Origin of the sequence: Kineococcus mangrovi, from assembly GCF_041320705.1 — a bacterium.
Classification (GTDB): Bacteria; Actinomycetota; Actinomycetes; order Actinomycetales; family Kineococcaceae; genus Kineococcus; species Kineococcus mangrovi.
On the sequence record NZ_JBGGTQ010000007.1, the window covers coordinates 214,922 to 230,478 of the forward strand.

At 73.6% G+C, this 15,557-nt stretch carries 15 protein-coding genes; all 15 read left to right on the forward strand.

Features of this window, described 5'->3' with window-relative positions:
- The first annotated feature begins 38 nt into the window (after positions 1-38).
- Complete coding sequence (gene flgF, locus AB2L28_RS15995; protein ID WP_370719976.1) at positions 39-1,307, forward strand: flagellar basal-body rod protein FlgF; 1,269 nt, start codon at positions 39-41, stop codon at positions 1,305-1,307.
- Between the two features lie 227 nt (positions 1,308-1,534).
- Positions 1,535-1,861, forward strand: a complete 327-nt coding sequence (locus AB2L28_RS16000; protein WP_370719977.1) for a flagellar FlbD family protein — start codon at positions 1,535-1,537, stop codon at positions 1,859-1,861.
- A gap of 3 nt (positions 1,862-1,864) precedes the next feature.
- Positions 1,865-2,638, forward strand: coding sequence for a motility protein A (locus AB2L28_RS16005; RefSeq protein WP_370719978.1), 774 nt, complete (start codon positions 1,865-1,867; stop codon positions 2,636-2,638).
- Positions 2,638-3,654, forward strand: coding sequence for an OmpA/MotB family protein (locus tag AB2L28_RS16010; RefSeq protein WP_370719979.1), 1,017 nt, complete (start codon positions 2,638-2,640; stop codon positions 3,652-3,654). Before AB2L28_RS16005 ends, AB2L28_RS16010 begins: the two co-directional genes overlap by 1 nt.
- Before the next feature lie 51 nt (positions 3,655-3,705).
- Positions 3,706-4,209 (forward strand): flagellar basal body-associated FliL family protein, encoded by a 504-nt coding sequence (locus AB2L28_RS16015; protein WP_370719980.1) that lies wholly within the window; start codon positions 3,706-3,708, stop codon positions 4,207-4,209.
- 121 nt (positions 4,210-4,330) lie between these two features.
- Positions 4,331-6,934, forward strand: a complete 2,604-nt coding sequence (gene mprF / locus AB2L28_RS16020) for a bifunctional lysylphosphatidylglycerol flippase/synthetase MprF (protein WP_370719981.1) — start codon at positions 4,331-4,333, stop codon at positions 6,932-6,934.
- Between the two features lie 177 nt (positions 6,935-7,111).
- Positions 7,112-8,056 carry a flagellar motor switch protein FliM gene (locus AB2L28_RS16025; protein ID WP_370719982.1) on the forward strand — a complete coding sequence of 315 codons (945 nt, stop codon included), beginning with the start codon at positions 7,112-7,114 and terminating at the stop codon, positions 8,054-8,056.
- Positions 8,053-8,796 (forward strand): flagellar motor switch protein FliN, encoded by a 744-nt coding sequence (gene fliN, locus AB2L28_RS16030; protein WP_370719983.1) that lies wholly within the window; start codon positions 8,053-8,055, stop codon positions 8,794-8,796. The genes AB2L28_RS16025 and fliN overlap by 4 nt, the downstream gene beginning before the upstream one ends.
- Positions 8,796-9,380, forward strand: a complete 585-nt coding sequence (locus AB2L28_RS16035; protein WP_370719984.1) for a FliO/MopB family protein — start codon at positions 8,796-8,798, stop codon at positions 9,378-9,380. The genes fliN and AB2L28_RS16035 overlap by 1 nt, the downstream gene beginning before the upstream one ends.
- A complete protein-coding gene (gene fliP / locus AB2L28_RS16040; protein WP_370719985.1) occupies positions 9,377-10,306 on the forward strand; it encodes a flagellar type III secretion system pore protein FliP in 930 nt (309 codons plus the stop codon). Before AB2L28_RS16035 ends, fliP begins: the two co-directional genes overlap by 4 nt.
- A gap of 188 nt (positions 10,307-10,494) precedes the next feature.
- On the forward strand, positions 10,495-10,773 hold the full coding sequence (locus tag AB2L28_RS16045) for a flagellar biosynthetic protein FliQ (protein WP_370719986.1): 279 nt from the start codon (positions 10,495-10,497) through the stop codon (positions 10,771-10,773).
- A 2-nt stretch (positions 10,774-10,775) separates the two neighbouring features.
- Positions 10,776-11,570 (forward strand): flagellar biosynthetic protein FliR, encoded by a 795-nt coding sequence (locus tag AB2L28_RS16050; RefSeq protein ID WP_370719987.1) that lies wholly within the window; start codon positions 10,776-10,778, stop codon positions 11,568-11,570.
- Positions 11,567-12,649, forward strand: coding sequence for an EscU/YscU/HrcU family type III secretion system export apparatus switch protein (locus AB2L28_RS16055; RefSeq protein ID WP_370719988.1), 1,083 nt, complete (start codon positions 11,567-11,569; stop codon positions 12,647-12,649). The genes AB2L28_RS16050 and AB2L28_RS16055 overlap by 4 nt, the downstream gene beginning before the upstream one ends.
- 94 nt (positions 12,650-12,743) lie before the next feature.
- On the forward strand, positions 12,744-14,987 hold the full coding sequence (locus AB2L28_RS16060; RefSeq protein WP_370719989.1) for an ATP-binding protein: 2,244 nt from the start codon (positions 12,744-12,746) through the stop codon (positions 14,985-14,987).
- Between the two features lie 34 nt (positions 14,988-15,021).
- The gene (locus tag AB2L28_RS16065; protein ID WP_370719990.1) at positions 15,022-15,411 is read left to right on the forward strand and encodes a response regulator; all 390 of its coding nucleotides are present in this window, start codon (positions 15,022-15,024) and stop codon (positions 15,409-15,411) included.
- Positions 15,412-15,557 lie beyond the last annotated feature (146 nt).

The window sequence follows — 15,557 nt, forward strand, 5'->3', positions numbered from 1 at the left end:
CCCTCGTCCCCCGTCAGCCCCCTCGAAAGGTCTGCAGCATGCTCCGCTCCATGTTCTCCGGCGTCAGCGGTCTCCGTTCGCACCAGACGATGATGGACGTCGTCGGCAACAACATCGCCAACGTCAACACCGCCGGCTTCAAGAGCTCCGGCGTCGTGTTCGCCGACACGCTGTCCCAGCTCACCAAGGCCGCCGGCGCCCCCACCGACGCCAACGGCGGGACGAACCCCTCCCAGGTCGGCCTCGGCGTCCGCGTCCAGGCGATCACGCAGAACATGACGCAGGGTTCGGCGCAGGCCACGGGCAAGTCCACCGACCTCATGCTGCAGGGCGACGGCATGTTCGCCGTCCAGCAGGGCGACGGGGTCTTCTACACCCGCAACGGGTCCTTCACCCTGGACGCCAACGGTTCGATCGTCACCAACGACGGTGCCTACGTCATGGGGTGGAAGCCCGCGCCGGACGGCAGCGTCAACACGAACGGCGCGATCGAGAAGCTCGTCATCCCCTCCGACACCGTCATGGGGGCGGTGGAGACCAAGGGCGCCAAGGTGTCGGGGAACCTGGACAAGACCACGCCCACCGCCCAGGACCCGGACGTCGGCATCGTGACGTCGTTCACCGCGTACGACGAGCAGGGCACGGCCACCACCATGTACCTGCGCTTCGTCAACGCGACCGGCACGGACAACTGGACGGTCACCGCGTCCGACGACGCCGCTGCCGCGACAGCCTCCTGGCGGCCCGTCGGGACGTTCAACTTCGACGCCGACAACGCGGCTACTCCGCCGACCGCCAAGGGTGAGAAGGCCTCCGTCGCCACGCTCACGCTGCCCGGTGCCAGCAGCCCCACCGGTGACGACGTCACCATCGACCTGAAGGGTCTCAGCGGTTTCGTCGGAACCACCAAGAGCAGCAGCGTGAAGACGACCGGTGACGGCGCACCCATCGGTACCCTCACCAGCTACTCCTTCGGCACCGACGGTGTCATCACCGGTTCGTACTCCAACGGCTACAAGCAGACCCTCGGCCAGGTGGCGATCGCCTCCTTCAACAACTCCGCCGGTCTGCGCAAGGAGGGCAACTCCCTCTACAGCGTGTCGACGAACTCCGGCAACCCCGTCTACGGCATCGCCGGCCAGGCCGGCCGCGGCGGGCTGCTCGCCGGTTCGCTGGAGATGTCCAACGTGGACCTCTCGGCGGAGTTCACCAACCTGATCCTCGCCCAGCGCGGGTTCCAGGCGAACTCGAAGGTCATCACGGCCTCCGACGAGCTGCTGCAAGACCTGGTCAACCTCAAGCGCTGACCCTGACCGCCCGAACACCCTCCCGGAACCCGTTCCGGGAGGGTGTTCGGCTATCCGGCGCCCACCGCCGGTCACCACCGAGAGTGACTGCGGTAGTGGCATTAGCACGAACGGGTGCACCGTGCAAGCCCCTCTCAGGTCCGAACAGCGCACGCCGATGGACAGGGTGGAACCACCCAGCCCACGGACGGGCGCACCCCGCCTCCACCGCCAAGGACGGACCCCACGTGATCCTCGTGACTCGCCTCAACGGGTCGGTGTTCGCCGTGAACCCCGATCTGATCCAGCGCGTCGACTCGACCCCCGACACGGTCATCACCCTCGTCGACGGCGCCAAGTTCGTCGTCACCGAGCCCCTGGCCGAGATCGTCGAGCGCGTCATGGCCTTCCGCGCGCGGGTCGTCGCGACGGCGCACTCCCTGGAGGAGACGGGGACGGCTTCCGTCCTCGAGCTGCCGGCCCACCCGGGTCAGGCCGACCAGACCACAGACCACCCCAGCGGTGCGGACGGCGAGCTGCCGGCCCCGGTCCCGCTGCACCGCAGGAGGCCGTGAGCCATGGACTTCGCAACCCTCGGCGGCCTCATCGTCGCCGTTGCCGCCGTTCTGTGGATGCAGAACCACGAGGGCGGTGCCATCACCGACATCCTGCTGCCCGGTCCGCTCGTCCTGGTGTTCCTCGGGACCCTCGGCGTCGGGTTCATGGGCGGGACGCTCAAGGACGGCCTGGGGCTGATCCAGACGGCGAAGAAGGCGTTCCTGGGCAAGCCGAAGAACTCCGGTGAGACCGTCGGCGTCATCGTCAAGATGGCCGAGCGCGCCCGCCGCGAGGGCCTGCTGGCCCTGGAGGACGCCATCAAGGAGGTCGACGACGAGTTCCTGCGCGACGGCCTGCAGACCGCCATCGACGGGACCGACCCCGACGAGCTGTACGAGATCCTCACCGCCCAGATCCAGGCCAAGAAAGCCGCGGACAAGCAGTCCGCCAAGATCTGGGGCGACATGGGTGGGTACGCGCCCACGGTCGGCATCTGCGGGACGGTCGTCTCCCTCACCGTCGTCCTGGCGAACCTGTCCAACGCCGCCGCCCTGGGCCCGATGATCGCCGGTGCGTTCGTCGCGACCCTGTGGGGCGTGGCCAGCGCGAACTTCTTCTTCCTGCCCGTCCAGAGCCGCCTCATGCGCCTGTCCGGCATGGAGACCGCGCAGATGGAGCTCGTCGTCGAGGGCATCCTCGCCATCCAGGCCGGTTCCAACCCGCGCTCGGTCGCGAAGAAGCTGGAGAGCCTGCTGCCCCCGGGCACCGCGGTCCCGGACAAGAAGGCGGCCTGATGTCCGCGGCGCACAAGCGACGTCACAAGCACGAGGAGCACGAGGAGCACGTCAACCACGAACGGTGGCTGGTCTCCTACGCCGACATGCTGACGGTGCTCATGGCGCTGTTCATCGTCCTGTTCGCCCTCAGCCAGATCGACCAGCTGAAGTTCGCCCAGTTCAAGGACGGCCTCACCAAGGGCACCGCGAACTCCAACCAGGCCGTGTCCGGCAGCGCCGGCATCCTGGAGGCCACCAACGGCGACATGCCCATCGACATCAGTCCCAACTCCACCGGGCAGCCGCTGCAGCAGAGCATCTCCAGCCAGGACCGCGAGGTCCTGCAGCGGGCGCAGACGGCCCAGCAGCAGCAGGACCTCAACGCCGCCCGCGAGGAGGTCCAGGACTACCGCGCGATCGCCAAGCAGCTCAACGACGCCCTGACGGCCAAGGACGACCAGGACCAGGTCACCTACCGGATCACCTCCGACGGGCTCGTCGTGGGCCTGGTGGCCGACAACGTGTTCTTCGCCAACGCCAGCGCGGACGTCGAGGCCAAGGGCCGGGAGGTCCTGGACGTCATCGCCCCGATCCTGGGGCAGCTGCCCAACGCCGTCGCGGTGCAGGGCCACACCAACTCCCTGCCCCTGACCGGCAGCAGCCGCTACCGGGACAACTGGGACCTGTCCGCGGCCCGCGCCATGACCGTCGTGCAGCGCTTCGCCGCCGGCGGGATGGCCCCGGTCCGCCTGTCCGGCACCGGGTACGCCGACTCCCGCCCGCTGTACCCCGAGGCCGACCCGCGGGCCGTGACCGGCAACCGCCGGGTCGACCTGGTCGTGGCCTCACCCAGCAGCGACGCCGTGAAGGCCCTGCTGCCGACGGTCGCGCAGCAGACCCCCACCGGTGACGGCCCGGCCGAGTTGACCGACACCGCCGACACCGCCACCACCACCCCGGCCACCACCGGTCAGGCGGTGGGGGACCTGTCCGCCGGCATCGCGCCGAACCTGTCCGCTCCCGTCGCGGGCTGACCGACCCACCACCCCAGCACACCCAGACCTGCAGACCCGAAGGAGGCCGACGTGGCCAAGAAGGACAAGGGCGACGGCGAGGCCAAGCCCGGCGGCGCGAAGAAGCTCATCGTCATCGGGGCGGCCGCGGCCGTCCTGCTCGCCGGCGGCACCGGCGCGGGCGTGTTCTTCCTCACCAAGGGCGACTCCGCGGCGGCCGCGGGGACGACCCAGGAGGAGCACCTCGAACCCGGTGAGGTCACGGCCCTGGACCCGATCAGCGTCAACCTCGCCGACGGGCACTACCTCAAGATCGGCGTCGCGCTGCAGCAGGTGGCCGCCGAGTCCAGCGGTCACGGGGGCGCGGAGGGCCTGGACGGCTCCAAGGCGTACGACCTCATCATCGACGAGTACTCCAACCTGTCGATGACGGACCTGGAGAACGCCGAGCAGCGCAACCACCTCAAGGACGAGCTGCAGGAGAAGATCATCACGGCCTACGAGACCGAGGACGAGAAGAAGGTGAAGACCAAGCAGGTCATGGGCATCTACCTGACCTCCTTCGTCATGCAGTGACGCGACCCCGCACGCAGCACGGCCCGGCAGGACCCCGGACGCCCCGTCCGGGGTCCTGCCGCGTTCCCGGCCCCACCGGCCCCGGGTCAAGCGAGGGCGCCCCGGTGCCGACCTTGTGCAGGTGAGTTCCCCCACGACCCACGCAGCCCCCGCCACCGTGCCCGCCCCCCGTCCCGCGCCGCCCGCGCCCGGGGACGGGCCGGCCCCCGCACGGGCCCGGCGCCGCCACCGGCGCCTGCTGGGGGCGGTGGCCGTGCCGGCCCTGCTCGCCTTGGCCGCCGTCCTGCTGCACCGCACCTTCGGGCGGCTCTCGGCCGCGGAGTTCGGTGCCGCGCTGGGCGACCTGGGGCCCGGGGCGCTGCTGCCGGCCCTGGCGCTGACGGCCCTGTCGCTGCTGCTCATGACCGGCTACGACGCCCTGGCGCTGCGGCACGTGGGCCGCTCCCTGCCCTACCGGCGGTACGGCCTGGCCGCCTTCACCGCCACCGCCCTGGGCAACGGCCTGGGCGCCTCGGCCCTCGTGGGCGCGGCCGTGCGGGTCCGGCTCTACACCCGCTGGGGCGTGCCGGCCGCCGACGTCGCGCGCGTCGTCGGCGTCAACCTCGTGACCCTGGTGCTGGGTGCCGCGGTGCTCGCCGGCGGGGGCGCGCTCGTCGCCCCGCACGCGGTGGCCGCCGCCGTGGGCGCCCCGGTGCCCGCCGTCCTGACCGTGGCCGGGGTGCTCGCCGGCCTCGTCGTGGCCCACCTGGCGTTCGCGCTCGCCGGGCCCCGCGAGGTCCGCCTGGGCCGCCTCGTCCTGCACCGCCCGAGGCTGCCGGTGGCCGCCGGCCAGGTCGTCCTGTCCACGCTGGAGTGGTTGGCCATGGCCTCGGTCCTGCACGTCCTGCTGCCCGCCGAGGCCCGCCCGGCGTTCTGGCCGTTCGCGGTCGCCTTCGCCACCGCCACCGTCGCGGGGCTGCTGAGCAGCGCCCCGGGCGGGGTGGGGGTGTTCGAGTCCTGCCTGCTGCTGCTGACCGGCCCGATGGGCTCCCCGGCGCAGGTCGCGGCGGCGCTCGTCGTCTACCGGGTCTGCTACTTCCTGCTGCCGGTGCTGCCGGCGGCGGTCCTGCTCGCGGTGCACGAGGCGCGCCGGGGACGTTGGCTGCACCTGCTGCGCCCGCGCCGCGGCGAGCGCACCCGGCCCCGCCCCCTGGCCCCGCCCCTGCTGGCGCTGGCCGTGGCGGCCGTCGGCGTGGGCACCCTCGCAGCCGGTGACCTGCCCGCCGGACTGCCGCAGGACCTGTCCCGGGCCACGACCGCCCTGGGCGGGCTGGCCGCGGTCCTGCTGGGCGTGGGCCTGCACCGTCGCCTGCGCAGCGCCTGGGCGGCCGCCCTCGTCCTGTCCGCGGCCGCGGCGGCCTCCGCCCTGGCCCACGCCGACGCGGGCTGCGCCCTCGCGGCGGCCGCCCTGACCGTGCTGCTGACCCGGACCCGGGCCGCCTTCCACCGCGGCCGGCTCCTGCCCACCGGGCGCCGCGGCACCCTCTGGGCCCCGCTGGCCGCGACCGCCCTGGTCGCCGGCGCGGTGGGCTGGCACGAGGCCCTCGCCGGCACCCCCGCCGCGGACGCGGCCCCGGACCCGCTGTGGGGCCGGCTGCTGCTGGTCGCCGGCGCGGTCGGGATGCTGCTGGGCGGGCGCTGGCTGGCCCGCACCACCACCGCCGGCCCGCACCACGACCCCGCGGGCGGGCAGTGCCCCGTGGAGCTGGCCCGCGTCGACGACCTCGTCGCCCGCTTCGGGCGCTGCCTGTCGCACCTGGCCTTCACCGGGGACAAGCGCTTCCACTTCAGCCCCACCGGCGCCGCGTTCCTCATGTACCAGGTGCGCGGGCGCAGCTGGGTCGTCATGGGCGACCCCGTCGGGCAGGACGAGCAGGTGCGCGACCTCGTCGCCGACTTCGTCGCCCTCGTCGACCGCCACGACGGCCGCCCCGTGTTCTACAACGTCACCCCCGAGCACGCGCAGCTGTACCGCGCGTGCGGACTGACGCTGGCCAAGCTGGGGGAGGAGGCCGTCCTCGACCTGCCCGACTTCACCCTGGCCGGCAAGGCGCGCGTGGGACTGCGCAACTGCCGCAACAAGTCCCAGCGCCTGGGCATGAGCGTGGAGTTCGTGCCCGCCGCCGACGTCGACCCCCTGCTGCCGCAGCTGCGGGAGGTCTCCCAGGCGTGGCTGAGCCACCGCAACGGCCGGGAGAAGCGCTTCTCCCTCGGCGCCTTCGACGAGGACTACGTGCGCCGCTTCCCCCTGGCCCTCGTCCGCCAGGACGGGCGCATCACCGCCTTCGCCACCCTGTGGACCAGCGCCGACGGCCGCGACGTGCAGGTCGACCTCATGCGCCGCCTGCCCGAGGGGCCCCGCACCGTCATGACGTACCTGTTCGTCGAGTGCATCCTGTGGGCCAAGGAGCAGGGGTGCGCGACCTTCAACCTCGGGATGGCCCCGCTGGCGGGGTTGCAGGGCCAGGAGGGCCCGGCCTCGGTGTGGGACGCCTTCGGGCACCTCGTGTGGACCCACGGGGAGCGCTTCTACAACTTCCAGGGCCTGCGCACCTTCAAGCAGGGCTTCGCGCCCCGCTGGGAGCCCTGCTACGTCGCCTCCCCGGGCGGGCCGGCGCTGACCGGCGCCGTGGTCGACGTCGTCACCCTCGTCGGCGGCGGGGTGCGCGGGGTCCTCAAGGGCTGAGCACCGCCACGCCCGGCGCGTCCCGGCTCCCGCGCCCCGGCTCCCGCGCCGCTCGTCGGCGGGGGAGCCCTCGCGCGCCCCCCGGCCGACCCCGCGCGGACTTGAGCGCACGGGCCCGGGACCACCCGTTCGGGCTCGCGCTAAAGGGTGAGAGCCGTTCGTGCCGATAGGTAGCGCGTGGCAGCCGAGACCCCCAGCACCGCAGAGCGGACCGGCGCCCGTCGCTCCCGGCGACGCGGTGTCCCCGTCCCGTACGACTTCCGACGGCCCACCAAGCTGTCGCGTCAGCACGCCCGCGTGCTCGAGATCACCTACGAGGGCTTCTGCCGTCAGTGGGCCACCCTGCTGTCCTCCACCCTGCGCACCACCGTGCAGGTCGAGCTCGACGGCATCCAGCAGTACAGCTACGACGAGTACGCCGCCTCGCTGCCGATGCCGACCGTGATGGCCGTCTTCGACCCCGAGCCGATGGTCGGGGCGGCGGTGCTGCACCTGGACATCGCCTTCGTGCTCTCCTGCATCGAGCGGATGCTCGGCGGGACCGGCGCCAACGAGCAGCCGGCGCGCCAGCTCACCGACATCGAGGCCGTCCTGGCCCGCGGGATGGTCGAGCGGACCCTGGTGGAGCTGGCCTCCTCGCTGGTCACGGTCACCGACCTGAGGCCGAAGCTGACGGCCATCGACCAGAACCCCGCCTTCGCCCAGGCCGCCGCCGCCACCGACGTCATGATCGTCTCCTCCTTCCACCTGCAGGTCGAGGGCGCCGCGGGCACCGCGACCCTGGCCATGCCGCTGGACCCGCTCTCGGCGGCGCTGACCGCGGCCGAGCTGCGCGTGGCCAGCCCCGAGGAGCTGCGGCTGCGGCGCCTCATGCGCGACCGCCTCGACGACCACCTGGAGAACATCCCGGTGGAGGTCTCGGTGCGGATGCAGGCGGCGCAGATGCGCCCCGACGAGATCCTCTCCCTCATCCCCGGCGACGTGCTGCGCCTGCCGCACCGCGCCGAGGAGCCCCTGGAGGTGGTGGCCTCCGGGGCCCGCGTCGCCTCCGCCGTGGCCGGTAGCCGCGGCACCAGACTCGCCTGCCTGATCGTCCCGACCCCCGAGGAGAACGCCCGATGAGCGCCATGACCACCACCGACCTGACCGCGACCCTGCGTGAGGCCGCCCAGGCTGCGCTCGCCGTCCTCCCGCTGTCCGCGCCCGGCACCATCACCGACGTCGTGCCCGTGGCCGCGGCCCCCGACCTCGGCGACGAGGGCACCGCCGTCTCGGCGAACTTCGCCGGCGCCGCCAACGGCCGCGTCACCGTCGTGGTGGGGGAGGAGACCCTCACCACGCTCCTCATGAGCCCCGAGGGGGCCCTGGACCCGGTCGACGCGCTGCGCCCGGCGCTGGAGACCGTCGTGCACGCCCTGGGCCAGTGCGTCCTGGAGGCCGGCGTCGAGGGCGACCCCGCCCAGGCGCTGGCCCAGCTCGACGGCGGGGCCGTCGCGATCGTCGGCGCCGGCGGGCAGACCCTGGCCCTCGTCGGCCTGACGCTCACCGCCCAGCAGGACGCGCCCGTGCCCACCGCGACCGCCACCGCCCCGGCCGCCTCCGCCGGCGGCCCCCGCCGCACGATGGACCTGCTGCGCGACGTGCAGATGGACGTCACCGTCGAGCTCGGCCGCACCCACATGACGGTGCAGGACCTGCTGGCCCTGACGCCGGGTTCGGTCGTGGAGCTGGACCGCGCGGCCGGCTCGCCCGCCGACATCCTCGTCAACGGCCAGCTCATCGCCCGCGGCGAGGTCGTCGTCGTCGACGAGGACTACGCCATCCGCATCACCGAGATCGTCACCCCGGAGGCCGGCGCCTGATGGACGCCGTCGCCGCGATCGCGCGCACGAGCGTCTCGCTCGTGGCGGTCCTCGGACTGCTCTACCTGATCTCCCGCTGGCTGCGCCGCCGTCAGGGCGGCGTGGCCGCCGGGGCGGACTTCACCGTCCTGGCCAAGCAGAGCCTGGGTGCGAAGGCCGCCGTCGCGCTGGTCAAGGTCGGCGACAAGGCCCTGGTCGTCGGGATCTCCGACGGCGGGGTCAACCTCCTCGGCGAGACCGACGTCGCCGCCGTCCTGCCCGTCACCGACGGTGAGGGCCAGCACCCCCAGGGCGCCCTCAAGGACTCGGCCGGACGTGTCGAGGAGGTGGGCAGCACCACCACCACCACCAACACCACCTCCGCCACGGACTCGGCGGACGCGCTCACCGGCACGGACGCCGTCGCGGCGCCGACCCGCACCGAACCGGTGACGGGGGAGCGCTACCTCCGCAAGGCCGGCGAGACGATCGTCGTGAAGGCCCCCGCCCGCCACACCGCCACCGGTGTGCAGGGTTCGGCGCTCTCCCCGGCCACCTGGTCCAAGGCAGTCGACGTGCTGCGTGAGAGGACGACCCGCAGGTGAGGAACTCCCGAGTCCGCCCCCGCACCGCCGGCAGGGCGGCCCGCCGCCTGGCCGCGGCCCTGGCGCTCACCGGCGGCCTGGTCGTGGGCGGCGCCCTCGGCGCCCAGGCGGCCACCCCCGCCCTCGCTCCCGCCACCGCCCCCGCGGCGATCGCGAGCACCCACGTCGCGAGCACCTACGTCGCGGCCGCTCCCGCCGCGTTCACGACCGGTGTGCAGGCCCCCCAGGCCCCCCAGGCCCCGGACGCGCCCGCCGGCACCGGGTCGGTCTCGGTCGACATCAACGGCGTCGACGGCAAACCCAGCCAGTCGATCACCATCATCATCGCCCTGACGATCCTGTCGGTGGCGCCCGCGCTGCTGCTGCTCACCACCAGCTTCACCAAGATCCTCATCGTGCTGGGCCTGACCCGCAACGCCCTGGGCCTGCAGGGCACCCCGCCCAACCAGGTCCTGGCCGGTCTGGCGCTGTTCCTGACGATGTTCGTCATGGCCCCCACCTTCAGCCAGATCAACGACGTCGCCGTCCAGCCCTACCTGAACCAGGGCATGACGGCGACGCAGGCCTTCGACGCGGGGTCCGCGCCGCTGAAGGAGTTCATGCTCAAGCAGACGCGGCCCGAGGAACTGGCCCTCATGACCAAGGCCGCCAAGCGCGACCTGCCCGCCACCCGCGAGGAGACCCCGCTGACGACGCTGGTGCCCGCGTTCGCCCTCTCGGAGCTGCGCAGCGCCTTCATCATCGGGTTCGTCATCTTCATCCCGTTCCTGGTGATCGACATCGTCGTCTCCGGGGCCCTGATGAGCCTGGGGATGATGATGCTGCCGCCGGTGACGGTGTCGCTGCCCTTCAAGCTGCTGCTGTTCGTGATGGTCGACGGCTGGGGACTCATCATCAAGTCCCTCGTCTCCTCCTACGCCGGCTGACCCCGGCCCCCTCCAGCCCCCGGCCCCTTCCAGCCCCCTGCCCGGGCACCCCTCGCGGGTGCCCGGGCACGCGCGCACCCGGGCACCCCTGAGCGCGTGGACCCCCTCCGGCTCAAGGGATTCACCCGAACAGCCGATGCAGTCACCGGAACACCCCCGAACACCTCCGCGAACAGGAAGGCGACCAGATGACCGACGTGACCGTCATCCACCTCGGGATGACCGCTCTCGTCCTCGCCGCCAAGCTCTGCGCCCCCATGCTCCTGACGGCCCTGACGGTCGGCTTCGGCATCTCCCTGTTCCAGAGCGTCACCCAGCTGCAGGAGCAGACGATCTCCTTCGTCCCCAAGGCCGTCGCCGTCGGCGTCGCCATCGTCTTCTGCGGCAAGTGGATGCTGCACGAGATGACGAGCTTCACCACGGCCCTGTACGAGCAGATCCCCACCCTGCTGACCCACGGCGGCTGAGGGTGCAGGGGGTCCCCGCGGTCGGCCTGGACCTGCTCGTGGCGCTGCTGCTGGCCGGCATCCGCGCCGCGACGTTCCTGCTGCTGGCCCCGCCGTTCGCCAACCGGGCCGTCAACGGCCGCACCAAGGCCATGCTGTCGGTCGCCATCGCCCTGCCCGTGGCGACCCGCCTGCGCGAGTCCGTCCCGCCCGTCGAACCGGCCGCGATCATCACCGCCGCGCTGCAGCAGGCCCTCGTCGGCGCCGTGATGGGCGCCTTCGTCGCGCTGCTGTTCGCCGCCGTCCAGGCCGCCGGCGACATGCTCGACCTGTTCGGCGGTTTCCAGCTCGCCGCCGCCTACGACCCCCTCATGCAGTCCCAGACGGCGATCTTCGGCAAGCTCTACACCTGGACCACCACCGCGCTGCTCGTCGTCTCCGGCGGGCACCTGCTGATCCTGCAGGGGTTCCTGCGCTCCTACGACGTCCTGCCCCTGAACGCCGGGATCGACACCGGGACCATCGCGCGCGTCTTCACCTCCGGCATCACCGAACTCATGCTGTCGGCCCTGCAGATCGCCGCGCCCCTCATCGCCGTGCTGTTCCTCACCGACATCGGCCTGGGCCTGCTGTCCCGGGTGGCCCCGGCGCTGAACGTCTTCGCCATGAGCTTCCCCGTGAAGATCCTCATCACCCTCACCCTGGCCGGGTTCACCTTCTCCCTGCTGCCCGGCGTCGTCGGCGACCTCGCCGACACCGCCCGCGAGACCGTCGTGCGCATGGTCACGCCCGCGCCGGACGGGGGTGGGGACGGGTGAGCGGGGAGAAGACCGAGAAGCCGACCCCGAAGAAGCTCAAGGAAGCCCGCGACGAGGGCAACGTCCCCTTCTCCCGCGACGTGGCCGCCTGGCTGTCCACCGGCGCCGGCGCCGCGACCGTCCCGCACACCATCGACGCCGGCCGCACCCTGCTCGAACGCACCCTGGGCCGCGTCGCCGACGTCGCCGCCGACCCCGAACCCGCCCGCGCCCTGTCCGTCCTCACCGACACCTTCTCCGGCGTCCCCGCCGTCCTGGGCCCCCTCGCCATCGCCACCGTCCTGTCCGTCGTCGTGGCCGGCGCCGTCCAGGGCACCCTCTACTTCGCGCCCAAGAAGCTCAAACCGAAGTTCACCAACCTCAACCCCGTCAACGGGCTCAAGCAGCACTGGGGCCCGCAGGCGCTGTGGGAGGGGACGAAGTCCCTGCTGAAGACCGTCGTCATCGGCGCCGCCGTCTGGTTCGTGGCCAAGGACCTGGCCCCCCGCCTCGTCGCCCAGGGCGCCATGCCCACCTCCTCCGTGCTCTCCCTCACCGGTTCCGCCGTCGTCCGCATGCTGCTCGTCACGATCGTCGTCGGCCTCCTCATCGCCGTCGCCGACTACGCCATGAGCCGGCGCCGCATCATGAAGAAGCTGCGCATGAGCAAGCAGGACATCAAGATGGAGCACAAGAACGCCGAGGGCGACCCCCTGCTCAAGGGCGCCATCCGCTCCAAGCAGATGGCCATGTCCCGCAACCGCATGATGGCCGACGTCGCCAACGCCGACGTCGTCCTGGTCAACCCCACCCACATCGCCGTGGCCCTGCGCTACGAACCCGGCAGCGGCGCCCCCAAGGTCGTCGCCAAGGGCGCCGGCGCCATCGCCACGAAGATCCGCGAGAAGGCCAAGGAGAACGACGTCCCCCTCGTCAAGGACATCGAGCTGGCCCGCGCCATGTACAAGAGCGTCAAGGTCGGCCAGGAGATCCCCCCGGAGTTCTTCGCCACCGTCGCCAAGGTCCTCGCCTTCGTCATGAGCCTGCGCACCCGCGGCTCCCTGACGACCTTCGGCGAAGCCCACACCGTCCCGGCCTGACGCGGCGACCTCGACCCCGGGTCCACCGGGGTCCACCGCGGTCCCCGGGGTCCCCGGGGTCAAGGTCGCCGCCGGGACGGCCGATGCCCAGGACGTGGGCCGAGACGGGCAGGCAGCGGGCACCGGACCGGGCCGCCCCCGCCAGCACCCGCCCACCGCCGGCACCTCGGTCGGGGCCCGCCTCACCCGCGCCCTCGGCCTCGTCGTCGCCCTGCTCCTGCTCGTCGCCGCCTCCGGCGCCGCCGGCCTGCTCGTCACCGGCTCCTCCGGCGCCCGCGAGACCCGGCTGCGCACGCTCGAAGCCGCCAACGCCGCCCTCCTGCTCACCCTCACCGACGCCGACACCGCCGTCCGCGACCACCAGGACACCCACCAACCCCAGACCCTGCAGACCTACCGGCGCGCCGTGCAGACCCTGCCCGCCCAACGCGCCCGCGTGGAACAGTCCCTCACCGACCCCCTGCAGCGCAGCCTGTTCGCCGAGCAGTCCCGGCTCACCGACACCTGGCTGCGAGCCACCGACCCCGACCGCGGCGCCGCCGACCTCACCGGCGCCACCACCCAGGCGCGCGCCTTCACCGACCTGCGCGGGGCCAGCGACCGCCTGGACACCCTCGTGCGCCACCAGCGCCACGCAGCCGCCCGCACCCAGACCCGGGTCCGCCACGGCGCCCTGGCCCTCACCGCCCTCACCCTGGCCGCGGCGCTCGCCGTCCTCGCCGGCACCGGTGCGCGCACCCGCCGCGCGCTCGTGGACCCCCTGCGCGCCCTCGTCGAGGTCCTGGACGCCCACGGCCGCGGGGACCGCAGCGCCCACGCCGACCCCGCGGCCGGACCGGCCGAGGTGCGCAGCGTCGCCCTGGCCGTCAACGACCTGGCCCGCGAGAACGCCCGCCTCCTGGCGGCCGCCGAGCGCTCGGCCCGGTTGCACCGCCTCGCCGGCGACATCGGCCGCCAGGTCCGCGACCAGCTCCGCGCCGAGGACGCCGTGCGGGTCGCCGCGACGCGGCTGGGGCAGGAGCTGCGGGTGGGCCGGGTGTGGGTGCGGATGCTGCACGACGCGTCCACCCCCGCACGCGCCCCCGAGGGTGCGGGCCAGCGCCCCGGCCTCGGGGCCGTCGCCGGGCAGTGGGCCGCCCCCGGCCTGCAGCCCCTGGCCCCCGACGGCGGCGTGCTGCGTGCCGTCGACGGCGCCGACGGCTGGCTGCGCGAGCTGCACGCCTCCGGGGAGGTCCACGCCGTCCCCGACACCCGCACCCCGCGCGGGCGCCCGGCCCCGCCGGAGGGGTTCGCGCGCGAGACCGGCGCCCGGGCCCTGCTGCTCGTGCCCATCGGCGTCGGCGACGCCCCCCGGGGCCTGCTGTCCGTGGCGTGCGGGGACGGCCCGCGCGAGTGGACCGTGGAGGAGGTCGAGCTGGCCCGCTCCGTCGCCGGCGACCTGTCCCGCGCCCTCGTCCTGGCCGACCTCTACCGGGCCCAGGAACGGCTGCTGGGGGAGCTGCGCGACGTGGAGGCGGTCAAGTCCGACCTGCTGGCCACCGTCTCGCACGAGCTGCGCACCCCGCTGACGAGCATCTCCGGCTACCTGGAACTCCTGCGCGACGGGGCCCTCGGCGAGGTCGGGGAGGACGTCGCCGCGGTCCTGGGCATCCTCGACCGCAACACCGAACGCCTGCGCTCGCTCATCGAGGACCTCCTGCTGCTGTCCCGGGTGGAGTCCGCGCCCGCCACCGAGGTCCGCGGGGCCAGCGCCGTCGCCGACCTGCTCACCGGCGCCCTGGCCGCGCTCCAGCCCGGCCCGGGCCGGGCCACCGTCCGCTGCACCACCGACCCCGACGAGCTCGCCGGGCTGCGCGTGCCGGGCGAGGGTGAGCACCTGCGCCGCGCGCTGCTGGCCGTCCTCGACAACGCCGTGAAGTTCTCACCGGCCGGCTCCCTCGTCCGCGTCCACGTCGAGCACGACCCCCGGGAGGTGCGCGTCGTCGTGCAGGACGAGGGGATGGGCATCCCCGCGGCGGACCTGGCCGGCGTCTTCACCCGCTTCACCCGCGGGTCCAACGCCGCCGTCGCGCAGGTCCCCGGGACCGGCCTGGGGCTCACCATCGCCCGCGACCTGCTGCGCCTGCACGGCGGCGGCGTCGACCTGGACTCCGTCGAGGGCCGGGGCACCACCGCTACCGTGCGGTTGCCGCTGCTCACCGGCGCGACCCCCGCCCCCGCGACGGCGTCCGGGCCGAGGGCCGGCGCCTCGCCCCGACCGGGGCGCCTCGAGCCGATCGGGTCCGGCACACCCGCACCCCTCAGGACCGGCACCGCACCGGCCGATGGGGCCCGGTAGACCCCCCGCTCCTTCGAGGTCCAGGAGGACCCCCGTGGCACGAGTGCTCGTCGTCGAGGACGACCCGGACATCCGCCAGCTCGTCGAGCTGCGCCTGCGCGGCCTCGGCCACCGCGTCGTGTCCGCCCCCTCCGGCGCGCAGGCGCTCGAGGTCATCGCCGAGCGAGGTGCCCCCGAGGTCGTCGTGCTCGACGTGGCCATGCCCGGCATGACCGGGCTGGAGGTCCTGCGGACCCTGCGCGCCCAGCCCGAGCACGCCGACCTGCCGGCGATCTTCCTGTCGGCCCGGGTGCGCCCGGAGGACATCGCCGCGGGGGAGGAGCTCGGCGCCGTCTACCTCACCAAGCCCTTCGTGGTCAGCGCCCTGGCCGGGGCCATCGAGAAGGTCCTGCGGACCAGCGCCCAGACCACCGGGGGCTGGTGACCCCCGCCCGCACCCGCCCCCGCGAACCCCGCCCGCCGTCCCGGCAGGCGGGGTTCGTCGCGTCCACCCCCACCTCGTCCAGCGACCTCGTCCAGCCACCTCGTCCCGCCACCCCGTCCACCCGGTCCGTCCCCGCGCGCCGCGGG